Source organism: uncultured Veillonella sp., assembly GCF_963551295.1.
Taxonomy (GTDB): Bacteria; Bacillota; Negativicutes; order Veillonellales; family Veillonellaceae; genus Veillonella.
The window spans coordinates 1-22,193 of sequence record NZ_CAUVFT010000010.1; the positions used below are offsets into that span (position 1 = coordinate 1).

General features: G+C 40.1%; 17 protein-coding genes. 14 read left to right on the forward strand and 3 right to left on the reverse strand.

What is annotated here, in order from left to right; genetic code table 11:
- Window positions 1–678 precede the first annotated feature (678 nt).
- From RYO55_RS04005 to cysK, 14 genes are all read left to right on the forward strand, one after another.
- The gene (locus RYO55_RS04005; protein WP_314984246.1) at window positions 679–2,682 is read left to right on the forward strand and encodes a molybdopterin-dependent oxidoreductase; all 2,004 of its coding nucleotides are present in this window, start codon (window positions 679–681) and stop codon (window positions 2,680–2,682) included.
- Between the two features lie 210 nt (window positions 2,683–2,892).
- On the forward strand, window positions 2,893–4,224 hold the full coding sequence (brnQ, locus tag RYO55_RS04010) for a branched-chain amino acid transport system II carrier protein (RefSeq protein ID WP_278457232.1): 1,332 nt from the start codon (window positions 2,893–2,895) through the stop codon (window positions 4,222–4,224).
- Window positions 4,225–4,373: 149 nt separating this feature from the next.
- Window positions 4,374–5,447: an iron-containing alcohol dehydrogenase family protein gene (locus tag RYO55_RS04015; protein ID WP_004694993.1), complete on the forward strand. Its 1,074-nt coding sequence runs from the start codon at window positions 4,374–4,376 to the stop codon at window positions 5,445–5,447.
- 44 nt (window positions 5,448–5,491) lie between these two features.
- The gene (locus tag RYO55_RS04020) at window positions 5,492–5,728 is read left to right on the forward strand and encodes a DUF1653 domain-containing protein (protein WP_004698254.1); all 237 of its coding nucleotides are present in this window, start codon (window positions 5,492–5,494) and stop codon (window positions 5,726–5,728) included.
- Window positions 5,729–5,736: 8 nt separating this feature from the next.
- Window positions 5,737–6,513: an HAD family hydrolase gene (locus tag RYO55_RS04025; protein ID WP_004695003.1), complete on the forward strand. Its 777-nt coding sequence runs from the start codon at window positions 5,737–5,739 to the stop codon at window positions 6,511–6,513.
- Window positions 6,514–6,649: 136 nt separating this feature from the next.
- Entirely contained in the window at window positions 6,650–7,558 is a 909-nt protein-coding gene (locus RYO55_RS04030) for a DUF3829 domain-containing protein (protein WP_278457230.1), read from the forward strand.
- Between the two features lie 212 nt (window positions 7,559–7,770).
- The gene (locus tag RYO55_RS04035; protein ID WP_314984248.1) at window positions 7,771–8,412 is read left to right on the forward strand and encodes a peptidylprolyl isomerase; all 642 of its coding nucleotides are present in this window, start codon (window positions 7,771–7,773) and stop codon (window positions 8,410–8,412) included.
- Window positions 8,402–8,683, forward strand: a complete 282-nt coding sequence (locus RYO55_RS04040; protein ID WP_278457227.1) for a GIY-YIG nuclease family protein — start codon at window positions 8,402–8,404, stop codon at window positions 8,681–8,683. The genes RYO55_RS04035 and RYO55_RS04040 overlap by 11 nt, the downstream gene beginning before the upstream one ends.
- Window positions 8,684–8,734: 51 nt before the next feature.
- Window positions 8,735–9,193 carry a DUF1934 domain-containing protein gene (locus RYO55_RS04045; protein WP_278457226.1) on the forward strand — a complete coding sequence of 153 codons (459 nt, stop codon included), beginning with the start codon at window positions 8,735–8,737 and terminating at the stop codon, window positions 9,191–9,193.
- A complete protein-coding gene (argS, locus tag RYO55_RS04050) occupies window positions 9,159–10,892 on the forward strand; it encodes an arginine--tRNA ligase (protein ID WP_314984249.1) in 1,734 nt (577 codons plus the stop codon). Before RYO55_RS04045 ends, argS begins: the two co-directional genes overlap by 35 nt.
- A gap of 15 nt (window positions 10,893–10,907) precedes the next feature.
- Window positions 10,908–12,518: a CTP synthase gene (locus tag RYO55_RS04055; protein ID WP_004695015.1), complete on the forward strand. Its 1,611-nt coding sequence runs from the start codon at window positions 10,908–10,910 to the stop codon at window positions 12,516–12,518.
- A gap of 222 nt (window positions 12,519–12,740) precedes the next feature.
- Entirely contained in the window at window positions 12,741–13,304 is a 564-nt protein-coding gene (ahpC, locus tag RYO55_RS04060; protein WP_004695016.1) for an alkyl hydroperoxide reductase subunit C, read from the forward strand.
- 377 nt (window positions 13,305–13,681) lie between these two features.
- The gene (locus RYO55_RS04065) at window positions 13,682–14,131 is read left to right on the forward strand and encodes an Rrf2 family transcriptional regulator (protein WP_278457220.1); all 450 of its coding nucleotides are present in this window, start codon (window positions 13,682–13,684) and stop codon (window positions 14,129–14,131) included.
- Between the two features lie 16 nt (window positions 14,132–14,147).
- Window positions 14,148–15,083 (forward strand): cysteine synthase A, encoded by a 936-nt coding sequence (gene cysK / locus RYO55_RS04070; protein WP_278457218.1) that lies wholly within the window; start codon window positions 14,148–14,150, stop codon window positions 15,081–15,083.
- 193 nt (window positions 15,084–15,276) lie between these two features.
- Here the strand turns inward: cysK and RYO55_RS04075 are convergent, their stop codons facing one another.
- The 3 genes from RYO55_RS04075 to pfkB all read right to left on the reverse strand — a co-directional run bounded on the left by RYO55_RS04075 (window position 15,277) and on the right by pfkB (window position 22,192).
- Entirely contained in the window at window positions 15,277–18,771 is a 3,495-nt protein-coding gene (locus tag RYO55_RS04075) for a subtype B tannase (RefSeq protein ID WP_314984250.1), read from the reverse strand.
- A gap of 478 nt (window positions 18,772–19,249) precedes the next feature.
- Window positions 19,250–21,244 carry a fructose-specific PTS transporter subunit EIIC gene (locus RYO55_RS04080; RefSeq protein ID WP_314984251.1) on the reverse strand — a complete coding sequence of 665 codons (1,995 nt, stop codon included), beginning with the start codon at window positions 21,242–21,244 and terminating at the stop codon, window positions 19,250–19,252.
- A gap of 33 nt (window positions 21,245–21,277) precedes the next feature.
- Complete coding sequence (gene pfkB, locus RYO55_RS04085; protein ID WP_314984252.1) at window positions 21,278–22,192, reverse strand: 1-phosphofructokinase; 915 nt, start codon at window positions 22,190–22,192, stop codon at window positions 21,278–21,280.
- Window position 22,193: the final 1 nt, after the last annotated feature.

Consider the following 22,193-nt stretch of genomic DNA (forward strand, 5'->3'; position numbering starts at 1 on the left):
GCTTCTTTTTCGGAGAAACCAAATTTTTGGAAAGCGTCCATGCTCAATTTTTTTAGTGTTTCATAAGGGAATAACACAGTGTTTTTTGCGTCTGCCATCGTTAAAACCTCTTTTCAGAAAATATGTACCTGATATAGCTACTTCACATTAGATAACCATGAATTCAAAATGATTTCTTGTGAGTTCTATATCCTCTCAAATGACACTGTCAGTATAGCACAGAAACAAGTGAGATTGAATAGTCTTACAGTCTGAACGACATTACTAAATATGCATACGTACCGGTGATTTTTGTCACATAATCTATACGACACTATTAAAATGTCTGATTATACCTAAAACTATATGGTTATGACTTTTAGTAATGATTGCATGATTTTTTTGAAGAATTTTGGTATTTTTATAGAACTTATTAGTATATCTGTTTAGGGGGTCGGAAAGAATGATAATAGATAGATATCGATAAAACTTGAAATGTTCAGTTACTCATATAAAAATAAGTGATGAGGTCATAAATGTAATGTGATAATCGAATGCATTGATATACAAAAAATAATTAGTTCTAAAACCTCTTAGAATCAGAAGATGTGTAAAAGGTTATACTTATACAAGCGATACTATACTATAATATAAATATACATCCTATAGTTTGTACAATTTATAAGCGAGGTGCTTATCATGAAAGAATATAAATCTGTATGCCCTTACGATTGTCCTGATGCATGCGGACTCATTGTATCAGTCGATAATAATAAAGTAATATCTGTTCGAGGGGATAGAACACATGCTTTCACAAGAGGTACGCTATGCCCTAAGATGGCACATTATGAAAAAGTAATCCATTCTCCGTTGCGCTTGAAGTACCCTATGAAGCGTGTCGGTAAAAAGGGGATTGGTGAAGATCAGTACACTCGTATTAGTTGGGATGAAGCCCTTGATGCAATTGTCAATAATTTCAAAGAAACTATTGATACTTATGGCAGTGAAAGTATTTTGCGTTACTCTTATGCAGGAACAATGGGGGTTATTCAGAGTCCTGCAGCAGATTATTTTTTTCGCCGTATTGGTGCTACAGACCAAGATCGAGGTATTTGCTCTCCTGCTAAACAAGCGGGGTTCCGCTCTGTTTACGGTGATACCTTAGCGATCAAACCACAAGAGGCGCAGCATAGCGACTGTATCGTCTTGTGGGGCATAAATGCGACAGCCACAGATGTTCATATTTTACATGATGTGAACATTGCGAAAAAAAAGGGTGCTCGCGTTTGGATTATCGACACTCATAAAACTTATACTTTTAGCCAAGCTCATGAACATATTATTGTTAAACCAGGAAGTGATGGGGCACTAGTATTAGGTATTCTCCATATCATTCATCGTGACGGCTTAGCAGATATAGATTTTATCAAGCAACATGTCCAAGGCTACGATGAGCTAGTAAAAGATGTATTGCTTGAGTTTACGCCGGAGAAAGCGTCTGAAATTTGCGGTGTTTCCGTGGAGCGTATGACTGAGTTTGCTCATGCTTACGCAAAGTCAAAAGCGCCGTTTATCCGTCTCGGCAGTGGACTATCTCGATATGGCAATGGTGCTATGACATGCCGTGCTATTAATGCTTTACCTGCAGTGGTTGGGGCGTGGCAACATCTTGGAGGAGGATTACTATCGAGTGCAAGTGGTAGTAAATTTGTTGGTAAAGAAGTGATGCAACAGGCTCATGTTCATGCGCCAGCTAAACGATTGATGCCGATGATTAAACTGGGTGAAATGCTTACAAACCCTGAAGGAACTAAAGTTCATAGTTTATATATCTTCTCTTCAAATCCGGCTATCACAGCTCCTGACCAGAATGTTGTACGTAGAGGGTTGATGCGCGATGACTTATTCACTGTGGTACATGAGCGTTTCTTTACGGATACTTGTAAGTATGCTGATATTATTTTACCAGCCACAACATCTGTGGAGCATGATGATATTTATAATTCTTATGGTCATTACACAATTGGAACGGGTTACAAATTGATTGAGCCAATCGGTGAATCTCGTTCCAACTGGCAAGTTATTGCTGAGTTAGCAAAACGCATGGGGTTGGAGGATGATTTTTTTGACCTTAGTGAAAAAGATCTTATTGAACAAATTGTGCGGACTTCGAGTCGTATATCCAAGAGGGACCAAGAGTTGATTTTAAACGGTGAGCCTGTGGAGATGACGGTACCTGAAAGTTATAAGATGGATTTCAAAACACCGTCTGGAAAAATTGAATTATATAATCCGCAGGATGTAGAACCATTAATTCGGTATATGCCTCCATATGGTGATAATGCACCGTTTTGGCTTATAAATGGTAATGATATTCGAATTTTGGACTCTAGCTTCTGCGAATTAGAATTTAATGATCCTGAGTTGATGAAACTTCGCATCCATCCAGAAGATGCAAAAATGTATAATATAAACGATGGTGCTGAGGTAGAAATCTATAACGATCGTGGCAGTGTAAAAATTAAGGCATACTACGACGATGAAGTACAGAGAGGGACATTGGTAACACTAGGTGTATGGTGGCAATCTCAATCGAGTGATCCTCACGTGGCAATCAACGCGCTTACCGCAGCTCGTCCCACAGATCAAGGGTGGGGTAGTACCTTCTATGATGTGCAAGTTCATATAAGAAACTTTTCATAGATAATAGTTTATTATCATATGATGAACGAATATGTATAAGATGTGTGATGTCACATGCTTTTACAGCTATATTTAAAAATTAAATTCTTTTACTTATGGGAATAACATTATACGGATATAGAATAGTGAGGATATTTTTCTTGTATACCCTAGCCCCTTTAGATTATAATAGTAATATTATTTTTATATAACCTAAAGGGGGTTACATTTATGAATGGTAACGACAATCTGTCGACCCGTGCTTATCTGGCTATAGGCATGATGTTATTTGCCCTATTCTTTGGGGCAGGGAACTTGATCTTCCCAGCGGCCTTAGGTCAACAAGCTGGTGATAATGTCGGTTGGGCATTGCTTGGTTTCGTATTAACTGGTGTAGGCCTTCCACTCTTAGGGGTTGCAGCTATGGGTTACTCTTCCTGTAAAGATGTTGAAGAACTTGCAAGTCGTGTTCATCCGATTTATGGCTTGTTGTACACAATTTCTTTATACTTGAGTATTGGTCCAATGTTTGCGACGCCGCGTACTGGTACTGTAGCTTATGAAATCGCAATTAAACCTTTTGCTGAAGGTTTAAGCATGAATATGGAACCAATTTTCTTGGCATTATTCTTTGGTATTTCTTTGTGGTTATCTATTAGTCCACAAAAGCTTGTTAACCGTATCGGTAATATTTTGACACCAGCTTTACTACTTGTAATTCTGTTGTTAATTGTTAAATCCTTTATTACTCCGCTTGGTGGTTATGCGGTGCCACAACCGGCATATGGTGATGCACCAACGGCTGTATTACAAGGCTTCCTAGATGGCTATAATACAATGGACGCCTTAGCTTCCGTAGTGTTTGCTATTCTTGTAATCGATTTTGTACGCCTTAGTGGGGCTACCTCTCGTGCTGTGATTACAAAAACAGTAATGGAGGTAGGGGCAATTGCAGTAGGCCTTCTTGGTATCGTGTATGTATTTATCGCTAATATTGGTGCTACAAGTGTTGAACGTTTTGGTTTGTTCGAGACAGGGGCTCCTGTATTGTCCGTAAGTGCTAACTATTTGTTTGGTGAGTTCGGTCAAATTATCTTGGCTATCATCGTTCTGCTAGCTTGCTTGTCTACAAGCATTGGTCTTATCACTTCTTGCGGTACGTATTTCCACAAGCTGACACCAAAGATTAGCTACAAATTATATGTAGTAATTTTCTCTCTAGCGGCCTTTGGCCTTAGTATGTTTGGCTTGAAAACAATCATCAGTGCAGCAATCCCTGTGTTGATGCTCTTGTATCCGTTGACTATCGTAATTATTTTGTTGGCGCTTCTTCATAATGTGTTCGGTGGTCGTCGTTGCGTATATGCATGGACTGTAGCGTTCACAATGATCTCTGCTCTTATGACTGGTCTTGAGACTGCAGGTATTGCACCTATAGCTTTGGAACAGCTCTTTGCTCAATATATTCCATTCCAAAGTGCCGGTATGGGCTGGGTAAGCTTTGCGGTATTAGGCTTTGTTGTGGGTCTTATCCATAAAGGTCTTGCTTCCGATAATAAGTAATAAAGATAAAGGCTCTATGCTTTCATTTTGTGAGAGTATAGAGCCTTTTTATGTTTTGATTGTTGTCATATAAAATTGATTTTGTGTGTAGAAGTTTCTATAATAAGGATTAATAAGGATATAAATGATAAAAGAAGGAAGGAAATTTTATGCGTAGTACTCATTGTTTACCTAGTTATAGTTTTGGAGGTCATGATGTATTTGACGCTATTCCAAAGTTTACAAAATTATATGGCAAGTCTGTAGCTATCATCGGTGGCGAAACAGCTCTTTCTAAAGCTTTGCCACACATTCGTCCAGTGCTTGATAAAGCGGGGATTAAGGTGCTAGATATTATCCACTTTGGTGGAGAATGTACTTTTGCTCGAGGCAAGGAAATTGCACAAATGGCATCTGTAAAAGATGCGGACTTTTTGTTTGCTGTTGGTGGTGGTAAGGCCATGGATACAGTAAAAGTAGTAGCTATAGAGTTAGATGATAAACCATTCTTTACAATTCCAACCATTGCATCTACTTGTGCGGCAACGTCAGAAGTGGCAGCTGTATACACGGCAGATCATACTTTTGATGACGTAGCTTTTGTAAATCATCCTCCTGTGCACTGCTTTATTGATGCTGATATTCTCGTAGAAGCACCAAGCCGTTACTTGTGGGCAGGAATGGGAGATACTATTGCAAAACACTATGAAACTCATCTTTCTGCTCGCAATCGCGAGCAAGACTATAATACTCAGTTAGGCCTTACTCTAGCTTCTATGTGTAGTGAACCAATTTTAGCACATGGTATACAAGCCTATAAAGATAGTCAAGCTAATAAACGTAGTGATGCCTTTGATACCATTGCTATGACTGTTATCTTTACTACCGGTGTTGTATCAGGTTGTGTTCCTATGGCATATAATAGCAACATGGCTCATGCTGTATGTTATGGCTGTGTTACTAATAAAGAAACAGAAGAAAATCATTTGCATGGTGAAATAGTAGCTTATGGCTTACTTATTTTGTTAACCGTTGACCAACAAATGGATGAGTTACAACGGTGGTTGCCAGTATATCGCGAATTAGGTTGGCCTACTAAACTTTCACAATTAGATCTTACTGCATCGCATATTCCTCAAATTGTTGAAAAGGCTACATCTGTTCATGATATTGATGTATCTCCATATAAAATTACAGCAGATATGTTGACTAAGGCTATTCAATATATGGAATCTCTTGATTAATATGGTTTGTAACTATTTGTGTATGTTATGTGATGAGGTTATAAATGCAAGAAATTGTAAAGGGTGGCTTATATCGTCATTTTAAAGGCATGTACTATTACGTGTTAGATGTTGCAACTCATTCGGAAACGAGTGAACAGTTCGTGGTATATCAAAAATTATATGATCAACGTGACTTATATGTACGACCACTAGATATGTTTTTGAGTGATGTGGACCATGAAAAATATCCAGATGTAAAACAAAAAGAGCGGTTTAAGCTGATGAGTGGACGTGATTAGGAGGGCCTGTGGAGCAGAAGTTTTTCTTTTTCGATATCGATAATACCTTAGCTGTATGGCCTGAAGGTAAAATCCCTGAAAGTGCTCAATACAGTTTAGATGAGTTAAAGCGTCGTGGTCACCGTGTAGCCTTAGCAACTGGTCGTATTCAAGTGGATGCTAAGCGTTTCGCAGAGCAAGCAGGCCTTACTGATTTCGTAGCAGATGGTGGTCACAGTATCACTGTTAATAATGAATTGGTATCCATGATAGGTATGGATCGTGATGCATGTATTAAATATTTAGAGTATTTAGAATCACATAATATTCCTTGGGCCGTAACTGACCGTAATAAACTCGGTCGTATTACACCGTATAAGGAAATTTTAGAGTGGCATCCAAATTGGGATGTATTTAAAACAACTGTAGACCCTAATTTTGACTTTCATAGTGTTGAAGAATTTTATAAGATTTATGTGTTTTTCAAGGAAGGAGAGGAAGAGGAGAAAGATATCGAGCATATGACACATAAGCTCATTCGTTATGGTGATGGCTGTGTTCTATATGAGCCTATGGAAAAGGCGTTGGGTATTCGTAATATGCTTGAACACTTTGGAATGAAGCCGAATCAAGCTGTTGTATTTGGTGATGGGTATAATGATCTGTCTATGTTTAGGCCTGAGTGGCTAAATATTGCTATGGGTAATGCGCGCCCTGAATTAAAGGCAAAGGCTGATTATATTACTACAGACTGTGATAAAGATGGCATTTATAATGCGTGTAAGCATTTTAAATGGATTGATTAATTATCGCTAATTCCCCTAAGCCAGGTGAAGTTTATATGAAGATTTATTTTTGTAGCTGTGGCTACAGAATTGGTGTAGTATAGTTAGTATAATGCGCTTAGTTCAATATTCATGTGTTAAAAGGAGAAGAGAAGATATGAACAATAAACGCAGATTATTTTCAACTTTACTTTGTGTAGCGGCATTGACAGCAGGTTTATTTGTTTCTGGTTGCGGCAGTGATAAAGCGGGTGGCATTGGCTCCGTAGTATCCTCCGTAGTTGATGGCGGTAGCGATGAGAAAGCAGCTGCTAAGCTTAATACACTTATTGATGCAACAAATCGCTTCAATGGTGACAATGCAACTTGGGGTCAAAACTATGCAGATAGTTTGGCTAAATTAAAGGGTGGTTTCCAAGAAGGTGCTATTGGTCGTCAACCTCACTATGATACTTTAAAAGATGCTTTGGAAAAATCTAAAAAAGAAGGTTCTACATTTAAAGAAGTTGACACAGAACGCGATAATGTATTAAATATTCTTAATGAATTAGTACCAACATTCAAAGATTTGAAAGCTTATGATGACTCTAAAGCCTACATGAACGATGGTGGTGCTAAAGGTAAAGAACTAGCAGCTAAATACGTAGCACAAGTAGAAAAATTTGATGCAGCTTATGCGAAGTTCAATGATGCTCTTAACAAAGCTAACACTGAACAAACTAAGAAACAAATCGAAAAATTGAAAAAAGACGGTAAAAAAGGCTATGCAGCAGCAATGGAATCTACGCTTCGCTTGACTACTCTTGTAGAAAATGTAGAAAAAGCTCCTAAAAATGCAGACAAACAAGCTGTAGAAAAAGAACTTAATGAAATTCAAACATTGCTTAAGAGCATAAATAATGATCGTGGAGAAGTGCTTGTTAACTCTTATAACTCTGTAGTTGGTTCTGTACGTCAAGTACTTACTGATGCAAATGAAAATAATCTTAACGAAATGATTGAGAATTTCAATAATTATATTGAGTCTTATAATAATACAACTCCAGACCAATTTGACTCTAAATAATCAAATTAACTAAGTGATTAGTTGAGGCCTACAAAAACAGAGCTCCTTTGAAGCTCTGTTTTTTGTTGTTATATTATTTTTTTATATTTTTAATCTCAATAGCGCCATAATATGATATACTAAAAAAGAGCCGCTCATGGGTTGAGCGGTTTTTCTATGTAAATTTTAAATCTACATTTAGTTAAATATAATATTAGTATTTTGGGGGACATATGAACTGGAAACGCTTGGCTTTATGCGCAATGTTGGGGATTACAGTACTTGGTACAACAGCATGTGGTACAAAAAGTGGGGAGCAACCACAAGGTAATACTGTGAAAGCAGAAACCGTGGCGATGCCTAATTTTACGAATGCGCCGATTACAGATGAATATGCTATTTTTGATACAAATTATGGTCAGTTTAAGGTTCGTTTGTTAGGCTCTAAAGCTCCGATTACGGTTAAAAACTTTGACTATCTTGTTAAAAAAGGCTTCTATAACGGTGTTACATTCCACCGTGTAATCGAAGGCTTTATGATTCAAGGTGGAGATCCTGATGGCACAGGTGCTGGTGGACCGGGCTATACAATTCCTGATGAATTCTCCAATGATTTACATTTCAATAAAATGGGCGTTCTTGCCATGGCAAACCGTGGCCCTAATACAGGAGGCTCTCAATTTTTCATTACCTTAGGTCCTACGGATTGGTTAGATAATAAACACACCATCTTTGGTACTGTAGTACAAGGTATGGATGTAGTTGAAAAAATTGGCAAGGTTAAGACTGGCCGCAATGATAAACCAGTTGAACCTGTAATTATCAATTCTATCACATTGGAACCAATCACTGATGATGCGAAAAATGGCAAATAAGGATGCTAAGTCTGAAGAACGGCACTATGTGTACTTGGTGCGATGTGCAGATGATTCTTTGTATTGTGGATGGACTACAGATCTTAAACGTCGAATAGATGCTCATAATGGACATATCTCAGGTGGTGCAAAGTATACGCGAGGACGTCGTCCTGTGACCTTAGTATATTCTGAAAGCTTTCATCAAAAACAAGAAGCACAACGCAGAGAATGTGCTATTAAACAGATGACGAAGACTAAGAAATTGGGACTCATTAAGGGTGCAAAATAGTCCTTGATTATGGTATAATATGATGATTAATTACTACCATGGAGGTTAAAAATGAAGCGGGTTCTAGTGTCCGTAAAGAGTGTACAACGAGATATGGATGGCAAGGATACCGTAGTGGAACTGATTTCCCCAGGTACGTCACATGAAAAGGGTAGTGCTCAATATGTGCGTTATGAAGAATCTAGTGTGACTGGATTGGATGGGGTTAAGACGACCATTAAAATCCATGATGATTCTATCGTGTTGCTTCGAACAGGGGCTGTCAATATGCGTCATCAATACGTCCGTGGTGAAGAACGCGAAGCCGTATATGAAACACCATATGGTGATTTACATATGGCTGTAAATACTCATGAATTAACAGTAGACTTTCATGATGGCGTAGGTCATGTTCATTTAGGATATGATATTTCCGTTGAAGGTGAATGGCAATTTTATAATCAGTTAGATATAGACGTGCGGGAGGATATAGAGCATGGACATGAAGGAAATCCTGAAATCGGGGATTGAACAGGCATTACAAGATACGATTAACAGCGGTGATTTGCCGGCTGGGGAATATCCAGAAATCGTTCTCGAAGTGCCACCTCAAAAGGAATTCGGTGATTTTTCTACAAACATCGCTATGCAATCCGCTCGTGTAGCTCGTCAAAATCCTCGAGCTATTGCTGAAGCTTTGATTAGCCATATGAACTTTGATTGGCTTGAACGTACTGAGGTTGCCGGCGCAGGTTTTATTAATTTCTTTTTGAAATCTGATATGGTGTACGATACGTTAAAAGCCATTTTGAATGCTAGTATTGAGTATGGTGTTCAACCATTGCGTGCGCGCGATACGATTCAAGTAGAGTACGTAAGTGCAAACCCTACAGGACCATTGCACGTAGGTCATGGTCGCGGTGCTGCGTACGGTAGTGCTCTTGTAAACTTGTTACGTGCAGCGGGTTATAATGTACAATCCGAGTACTATATCAATGATGCAGGTAATCAAATCGACAACATGGCTATTTCCATTGAGTACCGTTTCCAAGAGTTACAAGGTGCTACATTAGTATTCCCACCTAAACGCAATGAAGACGGTTCTATGCCTGAGTTTGATATTCCAGAAGGGGCTTTAGTGTTCCCTGAAAATGGCTATCGTGGCCCAGATATTATTGAAACAGCGAAAGCGATTGCAGAACGCGAAGGCTTTGATAAATTAAATGCTATGAACGAAGTAGATCGTGTAGCCTTGTTTAAGGAAGAGGGCTTAAAAGAAAAATTAGCTCGCTTAGAGGAAACATTAAGAAACTTCCGCGTTACGTTCGATAACTGGTTCTCTGAACGTACAGTTCATGAAACTGATGAGATTCATCATTCCGTAGAGGCATTAAAGGCCCTTGGCAAAGTTTATGAAAAAAACGGTGCTTTATGGTTAAAATCTACTGATTATGGTGATGATAAAGACCGCGTAGTTATTCGTGATAATGGGGTTCCTACGTATTTGGCGGCAGATATTGCATATCATCGCAATAAATATGACCGTGGTTTCAAAGAGATGATTGATATTTGGGGCGCTGACCATCATGGCTATGTATGTCGTGTAAAAGCGGCTATGGCGGCGTTTGGTTATGACCCTGATAAATTAACAGTATTGCTATTACAAATGGTAGCATTGTTCCGTGACGGACAACTTGTTAAATTGTCTAAACGTAGTGGTGATAGCGTTACATTAGATGAATTGATTGAAGAGGTTGGCGTAGATGCGTCTCGCTATTTCTTCTTGATGCGTTCCTTAGACAGCCAACTTGATTTCGATATTAACTTGGCAAAATCTCGCAGTAATGACAACCCAGTGTATTATATCCAATATGCTCATGCTCGTATTCACAGCATTTACAACCAAGTGCGTGAAGTTGGCATCGCATTTGGCGATTATAGTGAAACTGATTTCACAACACTTACAAGTGAAATGGAATTAGAATTAATTAAGAAATTAGCTGAATATCCGGAAGAGGTCGTTCAAGCTGCTGAACATCGTGCACCTCATCGTATTGCTCGTTATCTATACGATTTGGCAAGTATGTTCCATTCATTCTACCGTCAAGGTCGTATCATTGGCGTAGATCCAGCATTACAACAAGCTCGTCTTGGATTAATTACAGCGATTGCCCTCGTTCTTCGTCAAGGCTTGGGTATTTTAGGTATTTCCGCTCCGGAAAAAATGTAATAGGTGGGAGGCATCATGGCAACTAAGTATATTTTCGTAACTGGCGGCGTTGTTTCTTCTCTTGGGAAGGGAATTACAGCAGCATCTTTGGGGCGTTTACTAAAAAACCGCGGTTTCAATGTAACGATTCAAAAATTTGACCCATACATTAATATCGATCCGGGTACGATGAGCCCTTACCAACATGGTGAAGTATTTGTAACAGATGACGGCGCTGAAACTGACCTTGATTTGGGCCATTATGAACGCTTTATCGATATTAACCTTAGTAAACGTTCCAATATTACAGCTGGTAAAGTATATTGGTCTGTAATCAATAAAGAACGCAAAGGTGATTACCTAGGTAGCACTGTACAAGTAATTCCACATATTACAAATGAAATTAAACAAAATGTTTACCGTGTAGGTAAAGAGGATAATGCTGATGTAGTTATCACTGAAATCGGGGGTACTGTAGGTGATATTGAAAGCTTGCCATTTATGGAAGCTATTCGCCAGGTGAAAAAAGAAGTAGGTCGTAACGATGTACTTTACATTCACGTTACGTTGGTGCCTTACATCAATGCCGCAGGCGAGTTGAAAACAAAACCTACACAACATAGTGTAAAAGAATTGCGTAGCATTGGTATTCAACCAGATATTTTGGTATGTCGTAGTGAGAAACATATCTCTGATGATATGAAAGAGAAACTTGCTTTGTTCTGCGACGTAGAACCTGAAGCAGTTATTGAAAATCAAACTTGTAGCTCTATCTATGAAGTGCCATTGATGATGCAAGATCAAGGTCTTGACGATATTGTTATCAAAAAGTTAGGTCTTGAAGATCGTCCATGTGATATGACTGCATGGAAAGAAATGGTTCATAAGATCTTGAATCCTAATAAAGATATTACAGTTGCTATTGTTGGTAAATATGTAGCGTTGCATGATGCGTATTTATCCGTAGTTGAAGCTCTAGATCATGCTGGTATTGCTACGGGTACTAAAGTGAATATTCGTTGGATTGACTCTGAAGAACTTGATGATACATCTGTAGATCCTAAAGAGGTATTTGAAGGTGTTGAAGGTATCATCGTGCCTGGTGGCTTTGGTTCCCGTGGTGTAGAAGGTAAAATCCGCACAATCCAATACGCTCGTGAAAACAATATTCCATATCTTGGTCTATGCCTTGGCATGCAATCTGCAGTAATGGAATTTGCTCGTAACGTATGTGGCATGGAAGGAGCAACCTCTAGCGAATTCGATGAAAATGCTAAATACAAAGTAATTGACTTGATGAGTGATCAAGTTGATGTAGATAAAAAAGGCGGTACAATGCGCCTAGGTATCTATCCATGCAAAGTGGAAGCCGGTACGAAAACTCACGAAGCTTATGGGGAAGATTTGATTTATGAACGTCATCGTCATCGCTATGAGTTCAACAATGAATACCGTCAACAATTGACCGATGCAGGTCTTGTGATTTCCGGTACATCTCCAGATGGCCGTCTTGTTGAAAGTATTGAAGTAAAAAATCATCCATTCTTCATTGGTACACAAGCACATCCAGAACTTAAGTCTCGTCCAAATAATGCACACCCATTATTCCGTGGTTTCGTAGATGCAATCTTAGAACTTAAAAAATAGTAGTACATAAAAGAAGAAAGATGCTCAGAAATGAGCATCTTTCTTCTTTTTTTGCTTACATCGAAAAAATTTGGAAAAATATATCGATAAATTTAAAAATAACGCTTGCAATATTGAATGATATTTGTTATTATATAGACAAAGATAGATATAAATATGGTGCTAAGTACACCAATGTAAATATATTCGTTAAATATGGAACTCAAATAAGGAGGACATAACATGTCTATTATTGGTAAACAACTTCCTGAATTTACACTTGATGCTTTCAAAAAACCTGAATTGGTAAAAGTTAGCACTGCAGACGTGTTGGGTAAATGGTCTGTATTCGTATTCTATCCAGCAGACTTCACATTCGTATGCCCTACTGAGTTGGAAGACGTACAAAACTCCTATGCAGAGTTGAAAGAATTGGGTTGCGAAGTTTACTCCGTATCTTGTGATTCCGAATTCGTTCACAAAGCATGGTCTGATGCTTCTCCAAGCATCAATAAGATCGAGTATTACATGTTAGCTGACAAAAAACATGAATTGGCTGATTTCTTCGATGTATTCCAAGAAGAATCTGCTATGGCTTACCGTGGTACATTCGTAGTAGATCCAGAAGGCTTCGTGCGTACAGCAGAAATTCATGATATGGGTATCGGCCGTTCCGCTGAAGAATTGGTTCGTAAAGTACAAGCTGCTCAATTCGTAGCTAAACATGGCGATCAAGTGTGCCCTGCACGTTGGAAACCAGGTAAAGACACTTTGAAACCAGGTCTTGATCTTGTAGGTAAAATCTAATTAAGAAACTTATACTTAAATGCTAGAGTAATCTAGACAACTCCTCAAATGACATAAACACGGGCGCGCATCGTTTTCCTGACGATACGGTAAGTCCCAATACCAGATGAACCCTCTCCAATTCATCATGGTAAACCTCATATAACAAACTACAAACTATACGCAAAAGGACTGGCCTTCGGGCTGGTCCTTTTGTGTTGTTAATATCCCTTTATAAAAGTAGGAAATAAGTTCTTGCATTTTTATAGTGAGTGGTCTATAATGAAATTAATTCCTATTAATATGAAAGGTTTTATAAATAGCTTTATAAATATAATATAAGCACTTTTTAATATGGGTGTGTTTAACACTAACGTTTACAAAGAAAGGCAAGATATATGAGGATTTCCACAAAAGGTCGTTATGCATTGATGGTTCTCATCGATTTGGCAGAGCAAGGTCAAGATAAACCAGTTTCCTTGCGATCTGTGGCAGAACGACAAGGCATATCTGAAAAATACCTAGAAGGTATCGTAGCTCGTTTAGGCGCTGCTAACCTAGTGGATAGTATCCGCGGTAAATATGGCGGATATCGATTGTCTAAAAACCCTAAGGAGTACACAATTATTGAAATATTGCTTGCTACTGAGGAATCGATGGCTATCATATCTACTCTTGATGAAGGGGTGAGTACTGATACAGTAATCAACGAACGCACCGTTGGTTTCTGGGCAGGCTTACAAAACTATATTCATGATTATTTAGAAAACGTAACCCTACAAGATGTAATTGATGGGACTTACGCTAAACTTGATACAAAATATGATAATTGGGATGGTTCTATTTAATTAAGGAGTGACCACTATGTCTAAAATTGCTAAATCTTTTGTTGAATTAATCGGTAAAACACCATTATTGGCAGCTACACGTTTTGGTGCTAAATTTGGTGCAGAAGCAAATATTTTTGCTAAATTGGAATACTTTAACCCAGGTGGATCTGTAAAAGATCGTATCGCAGCAGCAATCATTCAAGCGGCTGTTGAGTCTGGTGAATTACAACCAGGTGGTACAATTGTAGAAGCTACATCTGGTAATACAGGTATTGGCTTATCTGCTGTAGGTGCTGCGCTTGGCTATAAAGTTGTAATCGTAATGCCTGAAACAATGTCCATTGAACGCCGTAAATTAATGCTTGGTTATGGCGCTCAGCTCGTATTGACTGACGGTTCTCTTGGTATGAAAGGCGCTATTGCAAAAGCTAAGGAAATCGTAACGGCTACAGCTGGTGCTATTGAAGCAGGTCAGTTCGTAAATCAAGCTAATCCTGCAATTCACTACAGAACAACTGGCCCTGAAATCTGGCAAGATACTGATGGTACCGTAGATATCTACGTATCTGGTGTTGGTACAGGCGGTACGTTGACAGGTGCAGGTCGTTACTTAAAAGAACAAAACCCTGATGTACATGTGGTTGCCGTAGAACCAGCAGATTCTCCTGTATTATCTAATGGTAAACCAGGCCCTCATAAAATCCAAGGCTTAGGTGCTGGCTTCATTCCAGATACATTGGATACTAACATTTACGATGAAGTAATCCAAGTTTCTAACGAGGATGCTTTTGCTACATCTCAAGCTTTTGGTCACACAGAAGGCGTATTGGTAGGTATTTCCTCTGGTGCTGCGCTTTGGGCGGCTCAAGAATTGGCAAAACGCCCTGAAAATAAAGGTAAAAATATTGTAGTAATTCTCCCTGATACAGGCGAACGCTACTTATCTACAGCTTTATTCCCTGAAGTGTAATAGAATATGATTGGTGAAAGTAGTGAACATGCTTTCCTAATATAGCAAAGCCCCTCATTAGAGGGGCTTTTTCTGGCTTTACACAGCAAAAGTTTATTTTAGGGATACTTAATTTGACATAAAGAAAATTGGCATAATGTAAAAGGAGCTACTAGGTAGCTCCTTTTATGTTATGGTAAGTATTTAATTGTAATTATCTACCGTTTTTAACGATATTGTCCATCCAGTTGAATAATTCATCTAGATCATAGTCACCAGAGTGGTCTACATCAAATGGTGTTGCCATATCCACTTGGTATCCAAGGTTCTGAGCACGTGTCCCTACAATTAATGGAATAGCTATGGATGTATTGCTATCAGCTGTGCCATAGCGGATACGATAGAACTGCGCATTTGTCGCTGCTGGGGAACCTAGATAGTTCATTGGGTTCATCATAGTAACAATTTTAGCATTTTCTACGTATACATTTTGGTTAGATGTTGTATCGTGTAAAGCTGCAGTAATTGTAAAGTGATTGTTATCTGTTGTACTTGTACCAAATAAGTTGTTCTCGCCAGAGTCATTAGAACGGGAGTCGAATGCACCTGGTGCTTTAGAACGGCTTACAAATTGATTGTAAGCTTCCCAGTTAATATCTTTAATAGCTCCGGTTTTATTATCTCTTACAAGGTATGTATGTTTAGATAAATCAGTACCTTTAGCTTGTGCTTTATTAGCTGCATCAATAATAAACGCTTTCACATAATTTTTGAAAGTACCATTACCATTCTTATCTAATTTTAAGACACGCCCCATGGAGTCATGTAATTGTAAATTATTTACGTATTCAGGGAAGTGTTCACTTAGTAAGTTGGAGTATGCTACATCATCAGCATTCAAGTTTACACGTTGTATTGTGCGTTGAGGTGGAGCAGCGTTACCACCTACATTAGCTTGAGGCAATTCGCCTTGACCCATCGTTACTTTGTTGAAGGAGGTAATACCTTTATAGCTCCATTCATAAGCCATATCTGCCGCATCAAGGTTAGTGATAGGGCAGTACGCAGAAACTGCGTATATATTCGTTGCCGCTGTAGCCGCGCCTAATGCTTGTAAATACGGTTGGAAGTCGGAACTGTTACCCGCAGCGCCTTGTAACAAGGATACCGCACCGCCAGCGCTTGTACCATTTGTGATAATGCGGTTTGCATTACCTGGCATAGCGGAATCGTTGGCGTGTAAGTAGGCTGTAGCCGCTTGTAAGTCAACGATTACTGCAGGAGCCTTACCGATGAAGTTGCCATCGGAAGCTTTATTGGTACGACCACGTGTAGCAGGGGAAGCTACTACATAACCACGGGATAATGCGTAAAGAACACTGTTAGGTTTACCATTTTCCATTTTTGGAGTCATAGCTTGACTTGGCATATAACCGCCTACCGCATTTGGCATGAAGATAGGGGCTGTTTGGGTGTTGTAACCGTTGATAGTGCCGTTGTTGAAATATTCCTCTGGTACATAAATGTTCATGTATTGCTGATCTATGTCGATTGGATTAGCCACGTAAGGGATATACTCGAAGGCGCGATATTTGATTTCCTTATTATCTACTGTCGTAGACATAGATTCGTAATTTTTCGCGTCAAAGGCAAGGCTAATTTTTGCAGATGCATTGGCTTGCAATGGTGGATCCATTGGTTGGGAAAGAATATTTTTCTCTTCTGTTACAGGAGAGCCTTTTGTAGAGGCTGTATTACGAGCATCTACATAAGATTGCGGTAATTTGCTCTCTTGAACTTGTCTAGTCTCAGCTTCAGATTTAGCTTTTGCCTCAGCTTGAGCCTTAGCAGCAGCGTCTGCTTCGGCTTTAGCTTTTGCTTCGGCCTCAGCTTGAGCTTTAGCAGCAGCGTCTGCATCTGCTTTAGCCTTAGCTTTGGCTTCAGCTTCAGCTTGTGCTTTGGCTGCAGCCTCAGCTTCTTCTTTTGCTAGTTGTTCAGCTGCTAAACGTTCTTGCTCTTCTTGGATTGCAGCTTGTCTTGCGAGTTCTGCTTGTTTAGCAGCAATACGTTCTTGTTCAGCTTTAATGGCTGCTTCGCGTTCAGTTCTAGCTTTTTCAGCAGCGATACGTTCTTGTTCAGCTTTTAACGCTGCTTGGCGTTGCGCTTCGGCTTGTATAGTCGCAATACGTTCTTGTTCAGTCTTAATGGCTGCTTCGCGTTCAGCTCTAGCTTTTTCAGCAGCGATACGTTCTTGTTCAGCTTTTAACGCTGCTTGGCGTTGCGCTTCGGCTTGTATAGTCGCAATACGTTCTTGTTCAGTCTTAATGGCTGCTTCGCGTTCAGCTCTAGCTTTTTCAGCAGCGATACGTTCTTGTTCAGCTTTTAAAGCCGCTTGTCGTTCGGCTTCGGCTTTAGCGGCAGCTTCGGCACGTTGGCGAGCTGCTTCTTCAGCGGCTAAGCGTTCTTCTTCGGCTTGTTGAGCGAGGATGCGTTCACGTTCCGCTTTTAAAGCAGCTTGACGTTGTGCTTCAGCTTGTTGAGCAGCGATACGCTCTTGCTCCGCTTTTAGAGCTGCTTGGCGTTGCGCCTCAGCTTGCTCGGCTGCGATACGTTGTTGTTCAGCTTGTTGAGCTGCAATACGTTCTTGTTCTGCTTTTAGAGCTGCTTGGCGTTGTGCCTCGGCTTGTTGAGCAGCTAAATGCTCTTGATTTGCTTGTTGCTCAGCAATACGGCGTTGTTCCTCTTGGATACGGATGCGTTCCAGCTCTGCCGCTTGACGGCGTTCTTCTGCGATACGAGCTTGCTCAGCTTGTTGAGCCGCAATACGTTCCTGTTCAGCACGTAAAGCCGCTTGTCGTTGTGCCTCGGCTTGCTGAGCTACCACACGTTCTTGTTCTGCCCGCAAAGCTGCTTGCCGTTGGGCTTCTGCTTGTTGTTGGGCTTGTAGTGCTGCTTGACGTTGAGCTTCAACTTGTTTTTGAGCGAGTTGTTGTTGATCAACTTGTGATATATTTTCTTGTTGAGCTGCTTCTTCCGTGGCTAGTTGAGCTAAACGCTCACGCTCAGCACGTTGAATATCGCGAATTGTAAGTCTTTGTTTGGCTACCACGGCTTTTGTTACTGTAGTATTAGATACAGTTAATGGCGCTATGGATTCTTGTTGAATCACAACAGGCGTACGCTGCACTTGTGTAGTTTGTACTTGTTGCTTACCATCTACTGGTTTCTCTACAGTAACAGGTTCAGTTTTTCGCTGTACATTTATCAAGCTGTGCATTGCTAATGTAGGTTCCATGACAGCCTTTGTATCTTTATTGACAACATACTGAGGTTGAGGTTGAACCTGTTGTTGAGATTGCATTGGTACTACTTGTTGTGGTACTGCTTGCAATGGTGTAACTTGTTGAGTTTGTACAGGGCTAACCGTTGCTGGTTGCATCACGTAGGATGGTTGAGGTTGTGCCATCGGTGGTGTTTGTTGTTGTACAACGGTGGACGGTTGTGGTGTAGTTGGTAAGACTGGCTGAGTTGCCATTGGTTTCACGACTGGAGTTGCTACACTTGTAGTACTCTGTGTCGTTGATTCAGCACTGGTACTCGTACCTACTAAATCATTCATGTTAAGTGTAGGCTCTGCATGGGCAACACCACCCAACGCAGCTGCGGCAAGAAATGCAGCAGTAACCTTACAATTTTTGGATGACTTCATGAATTAGCTCTCCGAACTAGATTTCTAATAATAATTTATAATTTTAAAGTTAATTAATATTTATATAGTTTAACATAAATCGATGTAATTGTACAATTTTGAGGATTTGCTTCTACTTTTAAAAGTAGTTTTGATAATGAATTATAAAATAATATTAATTATTTTTGAATATTAGAAAAGGACTAGAGCACGTATATTTCTGAACTATACCTCCTAAATTATGTCCAATTTTAGGTCAGTTCAGAACACGTATATTCTAGTCCTTTTACTATATCTACTGGTGTGACACTTGCTTTTACCATCGATAAGAGTCATTAATCAATTAGTCGCTAAATGTTAACTATTAGTTACTATCCGCTAATCGTCGAAACTCGCCATAAACAATCAACGAATAATAATCTATGAATCCTCAATCATCAATAATCAATGATCAGCCATCAATCATATATAAGCTATAATGGCTGGTTAATTTTATGATCTATTTAGCGATACTATTTTTTAAACTTGGCTTTACAAGTGCTAAGATGAAGCAAGCCACAATGGAACCAATTGCGATGGATGCAAGGTAAAGAAGTGGGTTACCAATTGTTGGTACTACAAAGATACCACCATGTGGAGCGCGTAGTGTGCATTCGAAGAACATGGATAATGCACCAGCTGTACCAGCACCGATAATGCAAGCTGGCAATACGCGAACTGGATCAGCAGCTGCAAATGGGATAGCCCCTTCGGTGATGAAAGAAAGGCCCATAATGTAGTTTGTGATACCAGATTTACGTTCTGCTTCTGTGAAACGGCTAGGGAAGAATGTAGTACAAAGAGCGATTGCCAATGGAGGAACCATACCACCTGCCATTACAGCAGCCATGATACCGTATTCACCAGTTACAAGTGCACCTGTGCCGATAACATAAGCCGCTTTGTTTACAGGGCCACCCATATCAACGGACATCATAGCACCAAAAATAAGACCTAACAATACGCGGCTAGTTGTGCCCATGGATTGCAAGGAGTCCATTAACCAGTGATTAAGTGCGGATACAGGAGGATTGATGATAAAGGTAATAGCGATACCGATGAACAATACGCCAAGTACAGGGTAGAAGAGAACCGGTTTTGTACCTTCTAATGCTTGAGGTAAACCAGATACTAATTTCTTAACTAATAATACCAAATAACCTGCTGCGAAACCGGCAATCAATGCGCCTAGGAAACCAGAGCCACCTTGGTTAGCTAATAAGCCACCAACGAAACCAGCTACAAGACCTGGACGGTCCGCAATACTCATAGCGATGTAACCCGCTAATACTGGTAACATGAAGCCAAAGGAAGCGCCACCGATTTGCATTAAGAAAGCCGCAAGAGGTGTGCCGGAACCAAAGTTTTTAGGATTCGCAGGATCGAATACGTCGAATAAGAAGGCGAGGGCAATCAAAATACCGCCACCGATAACAAACGGCAACATGTGAGAAACGCCGTTCATCAAATGTTTGTAGATTTGGCGACCAAAGTTATCTGCCGCATCGAATGCAGCTACTGCGCCATTTTTGTCGGATTGGGAAGCGTGATATACAGGTGCTGTACCCGCCATAGCTTCACGCAATAATTCTTCAGCTTTATTAATGCCATTCGCTACCTTAGTTTGAATCATAGGTTTACCGTCAAAGCGTGCCATTTCTACTTGGCGATCGGAAGCTACGATAATGCATTTAGCATGTGCAATTTCTTCTGCTGTAAGAGCATCTTTAACGCCAGAAGCACCGTTCTTTTCTACTTTTAAGGAGATGCCCATTTCTTTAGCTTTGCGCTCTAAAGATTCTGCAGCCATGTAGGTATGTGCGATGCCAGTAGGACAGCCTGTAACAGCTAGTACATCATAATGCGGGTTATCTACAGAAATCTTAGGTGCAACCTTTTCAATTGCTTCTGTAGCCTTCGCTTCGATAGCACCAGTAATACCGGTTACTTTTTGATCCTCTGCTGTTTTGATAAACCCTTCTACAGATGGATCAAAGTTGCCTTGCTCTTTAGCTGTTACGAGTTCCAAGAAACGTTCTACAGTTGGAGCTGCGATAAGAGCTTCTTTGAAATCAGGGTCGATCACCATCGTTGCTAACTGACTCAATACCTCTACATGAGTGTCAGCTGCGCCTTCTGGAGCAGCAATCATAAAGAATAGGCGAGATGGTTGACCATCAAGTGCTTCGAAATCCACACCGTTAGGTACGACCATAGCAGCGAGGCCTGCTTCTTTTACGCCTCCGGATTTAGCATGCGGTGTGGCGATACCATCACCGAGACCAGTAGAACCTGATTCTTCACGAGCAAAGACAGCTGTTAAGTACTCACCTTTATCGATGAGGTTGCCGCTTTTTTCCATCAATTCGCCTAAGGTATAAATGGCGTCAGCCTTTGTGACAGGATCTGCATTCAGCAAAATAGATTGAGGTTTTAATAAATCAGTGATTTGCATATGTGTACTCCTTGATGCAAATAAAATATAAAATCATTTAACTCGTACTTGTGAAAGTAGTGCTTCTACTTCTTCAAGGGTTGCGAGATTTTCAGAGTAGGCAGAGGCAGATCCACTGGAGATGCCCCAGTAGAGCGCCTCTTGTAAGTTACCTGTCTTTTCATAGCCCGTAATAAAGCCAGCGACCATGGAATCGCCAGCGCCTACGGAATTTACGAGTATGCCTTTAGGGGCAGGACTCGTGTATACAGTGCCGTCAGCAGCGACCAAGATAGCTCCATCACCAGCCATGGAGATGAGCACGTGTTGTGCACCTTTCTCTTTTAATGCTTTAGCAGCTTCTACAAGGTCATCCTTTGTAGCGAGAGTGCGACCAAAGATTTCGCTAAGCTCGTGATTATTTGGCTTAATTAAGAATGGTTTATAAGGCAAGACTTTTGTGAGTAGATCTTTTGTAGCATCTACTACGATGCGGATGTTTTTATGTTGTAAGCGTTCCATAATGAGTTCGTACATATCGCTTGGTAGACTAGAAGGAATGCTCCCAGCAAGGATTAGGGTGTCCTTTTCGGTCAACGCATCGAGTTGTTTGTATAGAGCCTCTAATTCGTCGGCACCGATGATTGGACCGCGGCCGTTAATCTCTGTTTCCTCATCAGATGCTTTTACTTTAACATTGATGCGGGTTAATCCTTCGCGAAGTCGGATGAAATCTTCTTTCACGCCGAATTTCTTGAGTTGTGTTACGATTTCTTCGCCTGTAAACCCTGCGATGAAGCCGAGTGCTGTCGTATCCATGCCAAGATTATTGAGCACGATAGATACGTTGATACCTTTGCCGCCACCGAGAACATATTCTTGGGTGGTACGATTAATAGTGCCCGTCTTGAGGTAATCAAGACGCACGATATAATCGAGAGCTGGGTTAAAGGTAATAGTGTAAATCATA